Origin of the sequence: Paenibacillus sp. FSL k6-2145 (assembly GCF_037976585.1) — a bacterium.
GTDB lineage: Bacteria > Bacillota > Bacilli > Paenibacillales > Paenibacillaceae > Paenibacillus.
In genome coordinates this window covers 94,630-110,208 of sequence record NZ_CP150267.1, presented here as the reverse complement: position 1 = coordinate 110,208, position 15,579 = coordinate 94,630, and the positions used below count along the sequence as shown (strand labels likewise).

Annotated in this window: 21 protein-coding genes and 1 pseudogene; 20 read left to right on the top strand and 2 right to left on the bottom strand. The window is 39.0% G+C overall.

The window, feature by feature from the left end; genetic code table 11:
• The first annotated feature begins 29 nt into the window (after nt 1–29).
• The 19 genes and pseudogenes from NZ043_RS00475 (at nt 30) to NZ043_RS00385 (ending at nt 13,088) form a co-directional block, all read left to right on the top strand.
• The gene (locus NZ043_RS00475) at nt 30–584 is read left to right on the top strand and encodes an HNH endonuclease (protein WP_240768066.1); all 555 of its coding nucleotides are present in this window, start codon (nt 30–32) and stop codon (nt 582–584) included.
• The gene (locus NZ043_RS00470; protein WP_339312603.1) at nt 584–673 is read left to right on the top strand and encodes an HNH endonuclease; all 90 of its coding nucleotides are present in this window, start codon (nt 584–586) and stop codon (nt 671–673) included. The genes NZ043_RS00475 and NZ043_RS00470 overlap by 1 nt, the downstream gene beginning before the upstream one ends.
• An 8-nt stretch (nt 674–681) precedes the next feature.
• A complete protein-coding gene (locus tag NZ043_RS00465) occupies nt 682–1,164 on the top strand; it encodes an SMI1/KNR4 family protein (RefSeq protein ID WP_133385602.1) in 483 nt (160 codons plus the stop codon).
• 146 nt (nt 1,165–1,310) lie between these two features.
• Nucleotides 1,311–1,544: a DNA/RNA non-specific endonuclease gene (locus NZ043_RS00460; RefSeq protein ID WP_276324000.1), complete on the top strand. Its 234-nt coding sequence runs from the start codon at nt 1,311–1,313 to the stop codon at nt 1,542–1,544.
• A gap of 11 nt (nt 1,545–1,555) precedes the next feature.
• Nucleotides 1,556–2,044, top strand: a complete 489-nt coding sequence (locus NZ043_RS00455) for an immunity protein YezG family protein (protein ID WP_133386021.1) — start codon at nt 1,556–1,558, stop codon at nt 2,042–2,044.
• Nucleotides 2,045–2,823: 779 nt separating this feature from the next.
• Nucleotides 2,824–3,231: an HNH endonuclease gene (locus NZ043_RS00450; protein WP_339312600.1), complete on the top strand. Its 408-nt coding sequence runs from the start codon at nt 2,824–2,826 to the stop codon at nt 3,229–3,231.
• Entirely contained in the window at nt 3,192–3,632 is a 441-nt protein-coding gene (locus tag NZ043_RS00445) for an SMI1/KNR4 family protein (RefSeq protein WP_133385601.1), read from the top strand. Before NZ043_RS00450 ends, NZ043_RS00445 begins: the two co-directional genes overlap by 40 nt.
• Before the next feature lie 77 nt (nt 3,633–3,709).
• Nucleotides 3,710–4,090: pseudogene (locus NZ043_RS00440) on the top strand (HNH endonuclease); the annotation flags it as partial.
• Complete coding sequence (locus tag NZ043_RS00435) at nt 4,087–4,554, top strand: DUF2004 domain-containing protein (protein WP_133385600.1); 468 nt, start codon at nt 4,087–4,089, stop codon at nt 4,552–4,554. The pseudogene NZ043_RS00440 and the gene NZ043_RS00435, both read left to right, overlap by 4 nt.
• Nucleotides 4,555–4,760: 206 nt before the next feature.
• The gene (locus tag NZ043_RS00430; protein ID WP_133385599.1) at nt 4,761–6,590 is read left to right on the top strand and encodes a hypothetical protein; all 1,830 of its coding nucleotides are present in this window, start codon (nt 4,761–4,763) and stop codon (nt 6,588–6,590) included.
• A 10-nt stretch (nt 6,591–6,600) separates the two neighbouring features.
• Nucleotides 6,601–7,110 (top strand): hypothetical protein, encoded by a 510-nt coding sequence (locus tag NZ043_RS00425; protein WP_339310166.1) that lies wholly within the window; start codon nt 6,601–6,603, stop codon nt 7,108–7,110.
• A 586-nt stretch (nt 7,111–7,696) separates the two neighbouring features.
• Nucleotides 7,697–7,978 carry an HNH endonuclease gene (locus tag NZ043_RS00420; RefSeq protein WP_133385597.1) on the top strand — a complete coding sequence of 94 codons (282 nt, stop codon included), beginning with the start codon at nt 7,697–7,699 and terminating at the stop codon, nt 7,976–7,978.
• 72 nt (nt 7,979–8,050) lie between these two features.
• Nucleotides 8,051–8,530, top strand: coding sequence for a hypothetical protein (locus tag NZ043_RS00415; RefSeq protein ID WP_133385596.1), 480 nt, complete (start codon nt 8,051–8,053; stop codon nt 8,528–8,530).
• A gap of 473 nt (nt 8,531–9,003) precedes the next feature.
• Entirely contained in the window at nt 9,004–9,501 is a 498-nt protein-coding gene (locus NZ043_RS00410; RefSeq protein ID WP_133385595.1) for a hypothetical protein, read from the top strand.
• A 204-nt stretch (nt 9,502–9,705) separates the two neighbouring features.
• Nucleotides 9,706–10,179: an SMI1/KNR4 family protein gene (locus tag NZ043_RS00405; protein ID WP_133385594.1), complete on the top strand. Its 474-nt coding sequence runs from the start codon at nt 9,706–9,708 to the stop codon at nt 10,177–10,179.
• A 203-nt stretch (nt 10,180–10,382) separates the two neighbouring features.
• Nucleotides 10,383–10,964 carry a hypothetical protein gene (locus NZ043_RS00400; protein ID WP_133385593.1) on the top strand — a complete coding sequence of 194 codons (582 nt, stop codon included), beginning with the start codon at nt 10,383–10,385 and terminating at the stop codon, nt 10,962–10,964.
• A gap of 37 nt (nt 10,965–11,001) precedes the next feature.
• Nucleotides 11,002–11,898: a nucleotidyl transferase AbiEii/AbiGii toxin family protein gene (locus tag NZ043_RS00395; RefSeq protein WP_339310164.1), complete on the top strand. Its 897-nt coding sequence runs from the start codon at nt 11,002–11,004 to the stop codon at nt 11,896–11,898.
• Nucleotides 11,899–12,076: 178 nt separating this feature from the next.
• Complete coding sequence (gene imm48 / locus NZ043_RS00390; protein WP_133385592.1) at nt 12,077–12,517, top strand: Imm48 family immunity protein; 441 nt, start codon at nt 12,077–12,079, stop codon at nt 12,515–12,517.
• Between the two features lie 31 nt (nt 12,518–12,548).
• Nucleotides 12,549–13,088: an RNA 2'-phosphotransferase gene (locus tag NZ043_RS00385; RefSeq protein WP_133386019.1), complete on the top strand. Its 540-nt coding sequence runs from the start codon at nt 12,549–12,551 to the stop codon at nt 13,086–13,088.
• Between the two features lie 180 nt (nt 13,089–13,268).
• Here the strand turns inward: NZ043_RS00385 and NZ043_RS00380 are convergent, their stop codons facing one another.
• Both NZ043_RS00380 and NZ043_RS00375 read right to left on the bottom strand, forming a co-directional pair.
• Complete coding sequence (locus NZ043_RS00380; RefSeq protein ID WP_133385591.1) at nt 13,269–14,126, bottom strand: SDR family oxidoreductase; 858 nt, start codon at nt 14,124–14,126, stop codon at nt 13,269–13,271.
• A gap of 111 nt (nt 14,127–14,237) precedes the next feature.
• The gene (locus NZ043_RS00375; RefSeq protein ID WP_036668516.1) at nt 14,238–14,663 is read right to left on the bottom strand and encodes an Rrf2 family transcriptional regulator; all 426 of its coding nucleotides are present in this window, start codon (nt 14,661–14,663) and stop codon (nt 14,238–14,240) included.
• A 423-nt stretch (nt 14,664–15,086) separates the two neighbouring features.
• Here NZ043_RS00375 and NZ043_RS00370 point away from each other — a divergent pair, with 423 nt between their 5' ends.
• Complete coding sequence (locus tag NZ043_RS00370; protein ID WP_026080959.1) at nt 15,087–15,563, top strand: DUF6790 family protein; 477 nt, start codon at nt 15,087–15,089, stop codon at nt 15,561–15,563.
• Nucleotides 15,564–15,579: the final 16 nt, after the last annotated feature.

The following is a 15,579-nucleotide window of genomic DNA, read 5'->3' as shown; positions in this document are numbered from 1 at the left end:
AATCCAGAAAAAAAGAAACACCGAATGAAGTGAATACCTGGAAACCACCAACGAAGAAAAAGGACGAAGGTAAACTGCAAGCCGATACGAAACCACCTAAATCATCCGAACCGGAGAAACCGCAGGAGAGTCCGAAAGGTACAGAGGGAACGGGTAATAGTGGCAGTGTTGACAGGACAGCTAACCTTGAAAACATAAAAGATTTTGCAAAAGGTAATAAAAAATTTAATGAGGTTCTTGATGATTATGCTTTAATATATGGGGATATTGTAAAATTAAATAAAGTGTGGTCATGGCAAGATGACTTTGTTGGTAAATTAAATTCAGACCAAAGAAGTATGATTAAACAGAGAGCCTTAGAATTACATTCTGATATTCCTACGATTCAAGTGAAGAAGATTCCAGGATTGAAATTTGGATATGCAGACTTTAAAAGAGCAGGTGCAGTATTGCATGAAGATGTATTACCAAAGGACCTTTGGAAGGCAACAGATGCTGTACAATTCAAATGGTTGAATGATAGATTACCAAATAAAGTACAGCCAGAAGGAACAACTTGGAACATAATGAAGAAAGTGGTTTGATGCAACTTGTACCTTTTGGTATTCATAATATTACAAAGCATAATGGAGGAAGAACAAATGGACACTGGGCAGATGCCCCAAGACATTAATTTGAGAGGTGAAATATGTTGGAAATACAAAAAAAAGTATAATTTATCCGCTTCCAGGTAGTAATTTAATTAAGCGTGTAGAAGAAAATTTTGAAATCGAGTTTCCCAAAGATTTTATAGATTTTATATCGAAAAGTAATGGATCTATTCCAATAACTCGATTTTTTGAATTTAAATCGAATAGATATGTGGTTGATCGTTTTCTTTGTTTATTGGACAAGCCAAGCGAGCATGATAAAGGTATGTATGATATTAAGGTTGTTTTCAGTCAATTGGATGAAAGGATACTCTCTGATGGAAATATGACAGGTGCTGAATTAGTACCAATTGCAGCTCTATTTGCAGGAGATTTCGTTTGTTTAGACTATACTGAAAGTAAAATCAATCCAGTTGTTTGTATATGGTATAATGAGGAATCAGATGAGTATGACCCAGTTACAGAAAAGATTGCAGATAATGTTAATCGTTTTCTTGATATGCTAGAAGAATAGGTTCTTCCTATAATGCAATCATATGACAAAAATAATTAAAAAGGCTTATTCCTACTCAAACAATGAGTCAGGAGTGAGTTTTTTTAATGTTTATGAAATGGATATATCGAAGACAGCACCCGAAACTCCGAAGCCTACGGTAAAACCTGGTTCTACCGCCGGACCTCAGAAACCAGCAGGCTCAAAACAAAGCTCTGGCGGTGAATATGGAGTCTAAATGGGCGGATGCGTTGAGAGAGATACCTCCGAAAAAAGTTACTGTAAAAATTGAACCAGTTTATTCAGGTACTTCAATGAGACCCGATTCCTTTGAAGTAACTTATCAAATTGAAGGAAATAGGCCAGTACAAAAAACTATTAAAAATCAAGCTGGAGGTTGATTTCGTTGAGCATGGAAAAAGAGATGAATCAAATATATAATCAAATAGCTGAAACAGTTAATGAAATGATCCCGGAAGAATGGGAAAAATTTCATTACTATGCACAAATTTCTGAAACCGGGGGCGGGACATACTTTTTTTATAACACACCTGAGGATGTGGAAAATTTTAAGTATAGTTTAGAAATCCCTCTTTATTATCATGATTATAAAGATCAATATAAAATCAAAGGCAGAGTTCTATTTGAACTGAGTGAAAAACTAAGAAAGAATTTTATAGATAATGAACAAGAACCTTGGTATTCCTTCACATTATCTATTGATAGGAATGGGAAATTCAAGATTCATTATGATTATACAAATTGGTTTGATACGAAATATAGTTTTGATGACCAGCTACTTATTTGGGAATATAAATATTTGGGTAACATACCAGAGGATGAAAAAAGCAGAAAACTAATAGATAGGTATCTAGAAGAGTATCCCGATAATCCAATATAAACCCATTAAAATGAGTGGGAGTATGAGCTTTAAAGTTACTGTCAAATGAGTCAGGTAATTGACTCCATATGATTTAACTCATGTAATAAAAGTCTGAAGATTTCTCCATTCCAGATTATAAGAAAGTTAAATGCTCTAATTTTATATTCTGAAATCTACTTTTTAGTTACATTAAACAGGTTGATTATGGTCTGATACCACCGTAATTGACCTGTTTTTTTGTTTCTTAGTTTTCTTGCGTTTCAAATTTACTCACAACTGTAGATGAGCTTAATTTTGCATATTCCGTAGTAGACATAACAGGAATAGACAAAAGGAGTTTTATGCACATTGTAGTTCGAATGGAGATAACAAGGCAAAAGACTATGCTGATTTCTCGTTAAAGCTACCTAAACCAAAGTATGAGGCCACTCTTGCACCAGATAGGGGTGGGAATATAAGGAAAAGATATAACACCGTCTTCGAAAACGAATGAACCTAATGCAACGACAACACCGAAAAGTAGCACGACATCGAAGACGAAACCAGAAAAAAATGCTACTCATGGAAGAAATCTCTGCCAAATAAGGTGGAGGGTAATTCTGAAGCGATACAAAACCACCCAAGCCACCAAAACCAAAGGTAGAATAGGATACAAAAAATCCGAAGGAAAATACGGAAGGCACTGAGGAGACGGGTAAAGGTAAGAAGTGAGAACTTTCGGATTTGACATAAGAAGTAATGGAAACGAGGCCAATGATTTCACCTGTCCCTAAAAATGGTAGGATAAAGGTGGACATATCTCAATTGATGGGAATGGAACATGGACATATACTAACAAAAATGGAATATCAGTTAGTTATCCTAATGGGTGTCCTGACTTTTCAGCATTTTACCATCTAACTATTAAACCAGCAGTAACAATAGAAATTACTATTCCTAAAAACCCTCAGGCGGACTCCAAGAAGGCGAACTTAGAAGCAGGACTAAATAAGGATTCTGATCCACCAGTTACTGAACTAAATCAACCTCCAACTGGGTACACTTGGCATCATCATGAAGATGGAAAGACAATGGTTCTTGTCGATGAAGATATTCATAGGGAGTTTAGACATATCGGTGGTCAGTCTACAGTTAACGGAAAAAATGATTATAAAGGAGAATTACCATGGCAACGATTTATAACACAAATAAAAAAATTAAATTAAAAAATATTGAGGAATTTGAAGCAAAATATGCTTTCTTGCTTCCGGTTCAATATCGCGATTTTTTGCTTGAGTATAACGGTGGTAATGTAAAGCCAAATGTTTTCAAAATTTCAGATGATGAAGGAGAGACTGCTCTCAACACACTTTATGGGCTAGATATCAATGAATCCTACGATGAGTTATCAAGTGTGTTTGACTCATTATATGGCGAAATCCCAAACGAATTTATATCTATAGGTGATGATTCTGGAGGAAATCAAATTTGTCTGGGAACTAGCGAAGAGTATGCGGGGAAAATATATATTTTCCTTCATGATATAGAACCTACTGAGAAGATGAGCAATATGTTTCTTATATCTGATTCTTTTGATAGCTTTTTAGATAGTTTATATGAAGTTTAATCTTTAGAAAATGACGGATGCAGAAATGCTAATTTCAACTTGAATTATAAGTCGAAATTGGCTTTTTTATTTGTCTGATCCCTGATCTTTCACCAGTAGCTAAAGCAGAAGTGCAAATTGAGTATATGTTAGGTGGAAAAGGCACATACGGAGGAGCAGCGAGAAGAGCTAATTTTGCTCAATCAGATCAAAGGTTAGCTGAACAACTTAATAATTCTCCTGAAATAGCACGCCAATTTGGTATGGAGTCTGGTAAAATTACTGCTAAAGATATAAAGATTTATCGAGATGGAAATAAACTAACATGGCACGAATTAAATGATGTTAAAACAATGCAACTAGTACCTACAAAGATGAATAGTACTTTTGGGCATCTTGGAGGTGTGGGAGAAATGAATGCAGGAGCGTTTGAACCTGGGGGATTTCTAATAAACAATAAAGAGGGGAGTACACAATGATAAAGAATGATCCTGTTTTTGGAGTGCTCGAATATAACTATGGTTGGACTAGGAAGACTATGTTTCAATTATTCGGAGGAGAACTTGAAATTACATTGATGATTGATGGAGATGAAGATGGAAGATTTGATGAAAAACAATATTCGGCATATCAATCATTGATACAAGATTGGAAACAAGTGCAATTTAACTTATTACAACCTATTTTGGATTATTACATACAAAAAAGAAGTGAATTGGGTTATGATGTTGCGTTTAATGAGAATTATCCATTAGTTGAAACAACAACTCAACTGATGAAGATGATTACTTTAGAGGGGATTGTTGTTCCGTATGGAGACATTAATGAAGAACGTGACATTGGAGTTCTTTTTAGTTGTACATGGGATTCAGAGAATGGTTTAGGGTTGCGTTTATTAGATGAAGAAATAGCTGATGTAGGATACCAAGATGTTGCAATTTGATACCAGGCTAATTAAATCGTATAGCACAACCATATCCAACGAACCCAACATTAAATGATTCAAACATTTGATTAACATTCAAAAGCTCTTTCTTACTTGATTTATGAGTTGGAGAGAGCTTTTTGCGTGTCGAAAATAACTAATGGCTACTTGACGGGGGTGGTAGCTTCATTTTGGACGGGGAGACCAACGTACGAGCAGGTCTATTGCAACAGGAGGGAAGCAACAAAGCGCCTGTTCATGTGGCGGATCTGCCTGCGGAGCCGGAGCCACCGCTGATGCCGATTAAGGAGTACGAAGCAGCTCAGGCCGCAGCTGCCGCAGAGGCTGCTGCAGTGACGCAGGCATCAACGACGAACCCGAAAGATGGATCGTTGGCTGGAGCTGCGTTGGCCATCACTGCTATGATTCCGATCCTGGGAGCTCTAGGGGGTATTGCTGCCCAGACAGCCATCGGCGTAGGTATTGCTGCCGTTGCCACGGGTCTCATCGCGAGCGTGCCGAAGATAGACTCCTTCAAGCCTTCGGCTTTGAATTTGCTGGACCGATTTACGAATGGTTTTGCTGAACTGCAACAGCAGGAGAACGAAGCGAAATGGACGATGCTTGGGAAAATGTTGACGGCCGCCAAAGAGTTGACTACATCGACTTCGGTGACTGATTTCTTTAAGAAGCTGGAACAACAGAACAAGGAGATTAGCCTTGCTTATGAGCAGATTCCGAGTTACTTCCGTGAGAAGTGGGCGCATGAAAAAGCCCAACGTGACCTGCAGAAGTCGCTGGAATTTTTTAAGAGTGTGGAGAAAGACGATGTTCAACATCAAACCTTCTTTTCGCCCTATTACCAAGAAATTTCATGGGCATTAGACAGGGCTGGCATATATCATAATATTACCGTCGAGGAAGTAAAAGATTACGATTTTTGGTTGCGTCAGGACCTGACATTGGAACAGATGAAATATCTGACACAGTTGATTTACAATCCGATTAGCGATGAGAAATTCGTAGAGATGATCTACGATTATGAAATGAATCGCGATTTAATAGAGAACGGAACGATGATTGGTGGTAATCTAAGGGTAAGGACGCCAGACATTGAAGGAAAGGTCATGCAAGTTGTTGGTAACGGATTAAAAACAGCAGCGACATTTGCAAAGAAGAAATGGACAGACGGTCAGAAAATGAGGATCGCTTCTGGTGGAGGAAGTGATTGGAGCGGGGAAAAGTCGAAAAAAACGGGACAAGCAAGTTCTGGTGGCAAAACAGAAGGTGAAACTGAAACTAAACCTAACCAAGCGGGTAGTGATCAGAAGCCACCAAAACAGAAACCAAAAGATACCGAAACTAAGACGAATCCAGAAAAAAATGCTACTCCAAATGAAGTGAATTCATGGAAGAAATCTCTGCCAAATAAGGTTGAGGGTAATTCTGAAGCGGATACTAAACCACCCAAGCCACCAGAACCAGAGGGAGAACAGGATACAAATAAACCGAAGGAAAATACGGAAGGCACTGAGGGGAAGGGAACGGCTAGAATACCTAAGCCAATTGACCCACGTGGAGAACCTATTCAGTTTGTTCCTAATTTTAAACAGGAAGAGATTGCTTTACAGACATATGGAAAATTAAGATCCACTGGTTTAGATGCCGTAGAATTAGAAACCTTTTCACGGAATACAGGACTTAGTTTTGAAGAGGCAAGTCAGTTAAAAACACATGTAATACTGTCAGAACATATTAATTTAGTTGATACTGTTAACGGCAAGTACTATTATAAAGGATACTTTGACCCGGATATTGATATTGCCTATGGATGGAAAAAAGCACTAGAAGGTGAATTGTCAGCAAAGGAAAAAGCATGGTTTAGACAATTAGCCGACCATGAATTGGCAGAAAGTAAAATGATGCAAGAAGGATTGCCGTATCGTGATATTAATTATTTCAAAGATGGTACAACGAACGAAAGTACAAAAGGTGCTCATGAGTTAGCACCACCACAACCCGGCGGATTTCCTGGGTTTAAACCGAAAATTTGAGGTGGAAAAATTGAATTCTAACTTGGAACAAGCCAAAGAAAGAATAAAGAGCATTAACTGGGAAAGTAATGCGATGGATAAACCTTCATATGCAATTTTAGTAACAGAGTTTATTAGAAGAGGTAATATTTTTATGGATTTCAACTCCAAGGAGGATAACAGACGTGCAGTATTTAATGCAGCAGAAATAATTAATTTTGATGTACCTGTTCATATAAAAGAAGAATTTAATAAATTGGTAAACGAAGACATTGATTGGGTTACGGAGTATCTTTGTACTTTTTATCTTGAATGGTCATACGTAGTAGACCAACACGTGCCTATTGCTCTGCAGTTTCACGATCTATATGACCCGATTATTAAGTTGTTTGAGAGAGGTGGAAGGATCAGTTATCATCATAATGAGTTAGTATGTGGGAAACATGCATGGTCGCGTAATTCTGGGGCAATAACTAGGGAACTTTCCCCAAGGGATATTAAAGATGAGGTTCTGGATGCACTCGATAATGAAAAAAATTGAATCATAGAGTAATAAATTTTTTCACAAGACGGACTGTAATACGAAGTGCGATAAATTTCAGAGGCTATTCTAACTTGAACAACGGGTAGGAATAGCCTTTTTTATATGCCTAAATTCAAATGGTGAAGGGACAGGATCATTAAGTAGTGGAAAGATAGAGGATCCAACTCCGAATACCAGTAAGAAGACCCAAACATCCGGAGAACCGGATACTACAGGATCAAATACAGGTACAGGGAAAAAGTCGAGCGAGGGTGAAGGAACAAGCTCATCTAGCTCTAACAAGAAAGAGAATCAGATTCCCGACAGTCATAATCAGTGGAAACAAGATTCATCGAAGAAAAAAGGAAAAGGTAAAGATGGTAAAGAGAAAAAAGAGGAGGAAAAACGTAAAAGGGAAGAGGAAGAAAGACAAAAAAGTGAATCAGAGGCTGATGGGACGGGTGATGTTCCTAAGGTAACAAAAGGTTATGATGTAACACCAAAGTATAGTACTTATGATGACAGACTAAAAAGAATACCAGTTAATAAAGGGGAATGGAGTGGTGAAAGAGAAGAGTCAAAATTTGTTTCAGAGAAACCTGAAGTGAAGAAATATCTAGATGAAGCGGGCGTTGATGGAGTAGAGTATAAGAATGCAATGCCTGATTTTTCTCCTTTTACAAAGGCTGAGGTGAAAATTCCGAATATGACTAGTGACAGAAGAAAGAACTTTGCAATGGCTGATGAAATATTAGCTAAGGAATGGTCGACTCCTGAGAAAAAGTGGACTGCGGGTGATGTTGCAGATTGGCGAAAGGACAATAATTATACTTGGCATGAACTAAATGACCTTGAGGGTATGCAATTAGTATCCAAGCAAAATTAATGGTATGTACATATAATCATTTAGGTGGAGTTGGGGAACATAGAATCAAAGAGAAGCTAGGAGAGTGACGGCATGGCTAACCTTAACCATGAACTATTTGGTGAAATTTCTTACGATTTATATTGGAGCGGACAACAGAAAATGAAAATGTTTGGAAAAGACAAAGCCATAATTTTAAGTGTTGATGGAAATGAAGAAGGTGAATTCCACGATGCTCAAAAAGAAGCATATACCAATCTTATTGGAAATATGGACGATATCATGACTAAAGTAGAAGAGGCTATCTTTGACTATTATCAAGAAGTATACATGGATTATAGAGAAATGCTGGGAGAGGAAGAAGCTGACAAGATTGCATCAATTATTGAAAATAAAGAAGAGTTAGATCATTTAATTGAACCAACTCAATTGATTATCAGAAGAGTGCGAAAAAATGGAGTTAGAAGAATTGGGTTGCTTTTTAATTGTACTTGGGAAATAGAACATGGGCTTGCTGTGAAAATTGAGGATGAAGAAATAGTTGAGGTAGGCTTTCAAGATATAGTACTATAACAGTATGAAGTACCTACCCAGTGAGAAATGAGCCAATTAATCAATTAGTAACACATCTAACCCTATATTACTTGTATAAGATTGCACATTTTCGGTTGTAAGTACATCAATTGCATAATGTTATAACTAAATAGCGCTATTCCGTTTCATCAAACAGGTTGATTATGGTAAGATTCCACCGTAATTGACCTGTTTTTTCATTTTCTTACCTTTTATCAAATTTACTTGCAAATGTATTAATTAAATCAATCATGAGTATAAAAAAAGATGAATCACAAATTTTATTGGAGTAAGGAAATCAAATAACGATTGAGGAGAAGTCAAAAAAAATGCAAATGGCATATAAACAATCCTCCTGGTGCACATGATGTAGCTTCTGATCAAACCTTCATTTGAATTCCCAGGAGCATATGAATATTATTCGAAAAATGTTCTTGGTCAATAAAAATACAGAAGATGGAGCGAAATAATTGATGGAAAATTTTAATCAGGCAATTAAGTGTATTTCTGCAATAGATTGGGGTTGTATTGGAAATAAGCAAGCAAGATCACATGTTCACTTGAGTAAAGAATACTTAAGAAGAGCATCAATATTTCTTCAATCTTATCCTGGTCCGTGTAGGTATCCTTTTATTATCATTTCAAATTCAATAACTAAGTCACAAGTAAGTGTTGATGAATTACAGATACTAAAGGAGATTGACAATAGTTATGTTAGAGAAATTGCTACCAGTTATTTAGAGTTAAACGCACTCATTGATGAAGGAAATCAAATTGCTATTGATAATAAAGATTTGTTTGAGCCAGTAATAAAGCTCTATGAAAGAGGTGGCTATTTCTTTATAAGGGCAGGTTATTTGAATGTAACTGGTGCTACTAATTTTCTTTCGCTTGCAAATCGAGTTAAAAGGGAACCACTTGATATAAGTGAAGAAACCTTGGATGCACTTGACAATGGACATGCTGATTAATTTATGGATTTGCTCGGATTTTAAACAACTTACAATATTAATACAAGATCGTAAAATACATCAACAAATCCAAGACTAGGCTATTCAAACACCTGGATAAGCTTTTCAAAAGCTTTTTCTCACTTGAATTATGAGTAGGAATGAGCTTCTTCATGCTCAAAATCAAAGGAACACGAAAAAAAGATAATATAGGGAGTGAAAAAAATGAGAATGGATGTTAATACGATTGTCGTTCCATTACCAAGCGATGATTTATTAGATGAAGTTGAGCGAGGTTTAGGAGTTTCATTTCCTGAATCTTATAGGAACTTTATTAAGGAACATAATGGAGCTGTACCAATCACAAATATATTTAGTATGAATCAGAAAGAATACATAATAGAAAAATTTCTATGTTTATTGAGTGACAGTGAGTCTGGTCCTATTAATGGATGGTATGATGTTGAAGTTATTATTACACAAATAGGAGATAGATTAACTGATAATGAAGATTTAGTGGGGATGAATGTAGTTCCTATTGCGGTACTTTTTTCAGGAGATTTTATTTGTTTGGACTATAGAGAGAAGAAAGAGCCTGTTGTAGTTATTTGGTTTCATGAAGAGTCAGAGGAGTTTTCTCCTGTGACACAAAAAGTCGCGACCAATATATTAGAATTTTTTGAATTGCTGAGTAAATAAAGTTCTCCTAGTTCATGTTAACGAATGTCCCAGTTGTCAGTATCTTGTAGAGAAATTAGGGGTGCGTTTTGAACGTGAATTGTAAAACTTAAAGAAGATCTGTGGAAATATTTGAGTTGAGCGATGTGAGTGGAGAATTAACAGAAGATAGAAGAGAGATCTGTCTAATGAGAGATGACAAAAATCAGTAAGGAAGTGACCTGATGGAATTTGAATATCATGTAACCATGCGTGATCTGAAGCAGAACGAGAAAGAGACCTTTATCAACATCTGTAATGAAGAGAACGTGAAGCCCGTGTTGATCGTCTTGGACAAAGGTGAATATATTAATCAGCCAATGATTACAGGCATTGTACATAGCACGAATTACGAAGAAGTGAAGAATGTTATTGAAGAAGTTGGGGCGAAGTTTCGGGATAACGGATTCACAGTTGTTCGGACGAAGGTGGAAATTCCGGCTAAGGAAGAAACGTATTTTGATCAGCCGATGCTGGCACAGTCCAAGCCTTATTTCGAATGGCACGGAAAGGTATATGTGGATGATGTGGCCGTCTTTAAACAACTGTGCGCGGATTCGGGCGGAAATATCTCACGGAATTCGCTGCATGCAGATGGAAAGGTGAGATTCGTAACGGTTCGTGAATATGAGAGTGCAGAACATTTTTATCGTAGAGTGGGAGAGATACATACCATTTTGCATACGAACAAGATCGAACTGTTAAAACAGCAATATGAACTGTGCATCTATGACAGCCGGGAAGAACTGGATCGTGGATGGATCTAATTGGATGTTGAGTACGATGAATGGAGGAGGAGAACGAGTGTCAGAAAAAAACATAAAAATGCACCTCCTAAATGAGGATGAGAGATTCATTGTTGTGTTAGAAGCTCTATTAAAACGCGCTTCTCTAGTGAATAGTCCATTTGTATTAAAAGGAAGCTTATTAACAAGACAGTATTTGGAGAATCCCAATATTCGTTATGTGGATGACATCGACTTTCTGTATACAGGTCGAATTGAGACTGAGGATCAGGCCAATGCAGTATTTACAGACTGGATGATCCAGGTAACGGAGATGGACCTGAATGACGGTATCATATTCCGTAGCTTTCGGGAGAATGCCTTCTGGAGAAGAATAGACTACGCGATGGCGGATGATTTTCCTACGGTGAACACGGAGCTTGCCTTTTATATTGATAATGAACCAAGGAATGAAAATGAGTATGAGGATGAACTGCATCTTGATATATCTTTTAACCTCGACTTGGATGAGAAGCCTGTTACTCTATCCTACCAACCCATGGTTGGTGAAGCTTTTGTCGTTCCTTACACTGTACCACTCTCCATCCAAATTGCATGGAAGCTGCATCAAACGATAGTGAGGCCCAGGTTTAAAGACTTGTATGATTTGCAGCATCTGTTGTCTAACCCGTTATACGATCAGCAGGCGCTCAAGGAGACAATGCAGACCCTGGCCAACGAGTGCAGCATGGACCCAGCTATTACGAGAGAGGATATGAAAAAGATACTGGTTGACGATCTGCATGATGTATTTTCGAGGTTGAATTACGATTATGACTTGCAGTATTATGCCGGAAGCCGTAGTCCTGAAGTGTATTTTATGGAATTTGTATCGGAGCTGCGCCAAACGATGAATCACGTTGGTATTAACAGTGACGCATATGAACATTTACCAAGTTGCCCCACGCATACATAAAGATCTTCATGCACTGAAGAAGCAGACCTAAAAGCTTTCTGTAAGAAAACTGCTTCGGGAGCATTCACTTCGCCTTTATTCGTAGATGAGTTTGAAACGAACACCCCAACTCCGATACAATGTTCTCATAGAGTCTGAGAGAATGGATCAAATACGGTGCAGAAATGGAGAAACCAATATGACTGAATTTATCAACGCTGACGATATTAATGACGTAATTCTGGCTGCGGCAGCAAACGAGCTGGAGCAGATGGTGGACAAAATGTGTGAGCTGATTGGCACGCCATTGGAGCAGACGACAGAACTGGAGCGTCAGGTAATGGCTGCTTTTGGTTTTGGTGCGGTGTATGGCATCACTCATCGGGATCAGCTAGCGGAGCCGCAGGCCCATGCCTTGAGCATTCGGATGCTGATTAAACCATTTAATTATAGTGAACAGCAGGCGGTTGATTTTGCCGATGATCTGATTCGAGTGGCTTCCGATCGTGAGGTTCATCCGGTGATGAATACGATTATCCAACGTGGGATTGATGGACACCGCCAATTCAATCAGGAAGACGATGAAGGATTGGAACGTAACATTCAGGAGATTTTAACCGCGGTTCAATCGCAAAATTAGACGGTTTTATTAGATGTGGGAGATGATTGCATTGGATCTGATGAAATTAAGCAAAGAACTCTCATACGCTCTGCGACATGCACCATGGGAGTATGAGTTGGAACTGGATGAAGAGGGTTGGGTGGAAATCTCGCAATTGCTGGTGGCTTTACATGAAAGTCCGCAGTGGAAGGAAGTCACGCAAGCCGATCTGGAGCAGATGATTCAAGCCTCGGAGAAAAAGAGACATGAAATCCATTCTGGCCGCATCCGGGCATTGTATGGACATTCGACGCCACATAAGATATCCAAGATAGCTGCTGAGCCACCGGAAACCCTTTACCATGGTACACCGGCACGCGCCGTGAATTCTATTATGGAACATGGCTTACAGCCGCGGCAAAGGCAATATGTACATCTGTCCGCAGATATTGATACGGCCAATCAGGTGGGGCGAAGACGTGATGATCAGCCTGTCATTTTGAAAATCAATGCTGCTCAAGCGGCCATAGATGGAATCCTCTTTTACCATGGAAACGAAAATATCTGGCTGGCCGATCACATTCCCGCACGTTATATTCTTGAGCAGTGACCAATGAGTGATGAACTGTTGTGGAAAGCATAAATACCTATCTCGAATTACAGCAGTCGCAATCAACGGGTGAGTGTACGGTCATTCGTACAACGGGAATATCATTGTATTGATCTTTAGCTACACAAAAAAGGGACACATCCAACATTTGTTGGTGTGTCCCTTTCTCATATCCAAAACTTACTTGCCTACAATTGCTTTAATACCTTCGCTAAGTGGCTGAGCCGGACGGCCAAGCAATTTCTCTAAAGTATCACTCTCTACAGCCAATGCGCCTTCAAGGATGGCACTTTGCATATCAACGAGCATCGAAACGACAAAATCCGGTAGACCTGCACCTTTCATGATGTCAGCGTAAGCGGCATCGTCCACGTTTTGCACGTTGATGTCCTGTCCAAGCACTTCACCAACAATGGCAGCCAGTTCAGCTTGCGTGCGTAGTTTGCCGGACAGTTCATATACGGTATTCTCGTGTCCTTCGCTTGCGAGTACAGCTGCTGCAGCATGGGCGTAGTCACTGCGGGTAGCCCAGCCTACTTGGCTGTCATTGGTGGCATGAACCCAAGGTGCACCTTGCGTAGCTGCTTGTACACTGCCTGCTTCATTTTCCAGGTACCAGTTGTTGCGCAGGAAAGAATACGGAATGCCGGATTCACGAATAGCTTTTTCTGTAGCGCGGTGGACTTCCGCCAGGGAAAGGGTATTTTTCTCTGCATTCACAACGCTTGTATAAGCGATGAAACCCACGCCTGCTTTCTTGGCAGCGTCAATGGCAGCCTGATGTTGGCGAATACGCGTTTCATTGTCACCATCAGTCGAGATGAGCAACAGACGGTCTACACCGGCAAAAGCTTTCTCCAACGTCTCCGGTTGATCGAAATCACCGTGACGCACGTCAACGCCTTGAGTGCGGAGTGCTTCAGCTTTTTCCGGATTACGTACACTTACTGCCACATCTTTGGCAGAATCCGTTTTTAACAATGCCTCTACAACCAGTGAACCCAAATGACCTGTTGCGCCAGTAACCAAAATTTTCATTTTCTTTTCCTCCTAGGATATGTGTTGTTGGTTGCATATGGATGTAATCAAAAATGTTATAACAGGTGTGATTACAACGAAAGGGTTAAAAAAAGCTCATAATGAGCTTTTTTATTCAGAGACATGAATCTGATCCATCATCTGCTGTATGGTTACACGATTCAAGCGCTGTTCCATGGCTGTCTGAGCCTCAATGAGTTCGGCACGCAAGGTGTGTTCAATCATGTTGCCGACCGGACATTTCGGATTCGGATGTTTGTGAAAGTTAAACAATTCCCCATCCTCCACGACCTCAAGCGCTCGATATACATCAAGAAGGGTAATGTCGGCTGGATCTTTCAACAAGGAAGCACCGCCCACACCGGGTCTGACGTCAATCAGACCCGCCTGTTTCAGCTTGGACATAATCCGCCGAATAATCACGGGATTTGTATTCACACTCTGCGCGATAACATCTCCGGTGCATTCATTGGGCATAACAGCGATCAGGGACAGGGTATGAACCGCAATGGAAAAGCGACTGCTGATTTGTCTCATGGGATAATCACCACCGTTGTAACTATAATAGTTACAAAGTGATTGGTTGTCAATTCTTTTATATCATATGTGAATTGATAGTTGCTGTTATCCTGTAATCGTAGATGATCAAACAAATGATAATTGAACTATCACCTATGTCAAATAAATGAGTTGTGGTTCTTTTGAAGCGTTAAAAAAGAAGTAGGTTTCAAACCTTTTAATGTAATAATAGGGCTTGATTCCTATTATTTTCAAGTTAAATGGAACTATATGGTTTTCTTGTTTGCGTACAGAAGAATAAAAATGACAAAAGCTTCGACAAAATAGAAAATTATGTATGAATTGACAAATGTAAAAGCGATTATATAATGTGTGTATCTACAAGATTGTACATTTAGTTACAAATGATTCCAAATAACAAACGGCGGGAGTGGGACAGGCATGTGGTTTTTGGTTCTATGGTTGTTAGGTCTAATTTCAGGGGGAGTACACCTATATGTGTTAGGTTTTCCCGGAGAAATGAGCGAGATTAGCAGAGTATTGCTGCTTCATCAGTTTGTGGTTACGTTTGGATTGGTTGGAGTGATTGGTTATGTTGTCAACATTGCCAGAGCGGATCAGACAGCCAAAATGTTAGGATGGCCTGGTGGACCATTTCAGGTTAAATACGGTTTTTCCCAGGTAGGGCTTGGAGTTATGGGGATTATGGCCATCTGGTTCCAGGGGAACTTTTGGGTTGGTGTATTGGTAACGATGTACATATACGGATTAAGTGGTCTTTGGTCACATACTTATGTCATGATTAAAAATCGCAAGGCAGATGGAGACAGTATCGGGAATCTCATTATGGATGTGGTGTATCAAACGTTTATCACGGTTCTCTCCGTATTGGCTGGTGGAATCTGGGTAATGCACTAAGCTGTAATTGATTTTT

Coding starts and splice junctions, on each gene's coding strand:
- NZ043_RS00400 (WP_133385593.1), top strand. CDS start 10,383: ATGGAATTTGAATATCATGTAACCATGCGTGATCTGAAGCAGAACGAG.
- NZ043_RS00445 (WP_133385601.1), top strand. CDS start 3,192: ATGGCAACGATTTATAACACAAATAAAAAAATTAAATTAAAAAATATT.
- NZ043_RS00435 (WP_133385600.1), top strand. CDS start 4,087: ATGATAAAGAATGATCCTGTTTTTGGAGTGCTCGAATATAACTATGGT.
- NZ043_RS00405 (WP_133385594.1), top strand. CDS start 9,706: ATGAGAATGGATGTTAATACGATTGTCGTTCCATTACCAAGCGATGAT.
- NZ043_RS00370 (WP_026080959.1), top strand. CDS start 15,087: ATGTGGTTTTTGGTTCTATGGTTGTTAGGTCTAATTTCAGGGGGAGTA.
- NZ043_RS00470 (WP_339312603.1), top strand. CDS start 584: ATGCAACTTGTACCTTTTGGTATTCATAATATTACAAAGCATAATGGA.
- NZ043_RS00375 (WP_036668516.1), bottom strand. CDS start 14,663: ATGAGACAAATCAGCAGTCGCTTTTCCATTGCGGTTCATACCCTGTCC.
- imm48 (WP_133385592.1), top strand. CDS start 12,077: ATGACTGAATTTATCAACGCTGACGATATTAATGACGTAATTCTGGCT.
- NZ043_RS00415 (WP_133385596.1), top strand. CDS start 8,051: ATGGCTAACCTTAACCATGAACTATTTGGTGAAATTTCTTACGATTTA.
- NZ043_RS00410 (WP_133385595.1), top strand. CDS start 9,004: ATGGAAAATTTTAATCAGGCAATTAAGTGTATTTCTGCAATAGATTGG.
- NZ043_RS00380 (WP_133385591.1), bottom strand. CDS start 14,126: ATGAAAATTTTGGTTACTGGCGCAACAGGTCATTTGGGTTCACTGGTT.
- NZ043_RS00455 (WP_133386021.1), top strand. CDS start 1,556: ATGGAAAAAGAGATGAATCAAATATATAATCAAATAGCTGAAACAGTT.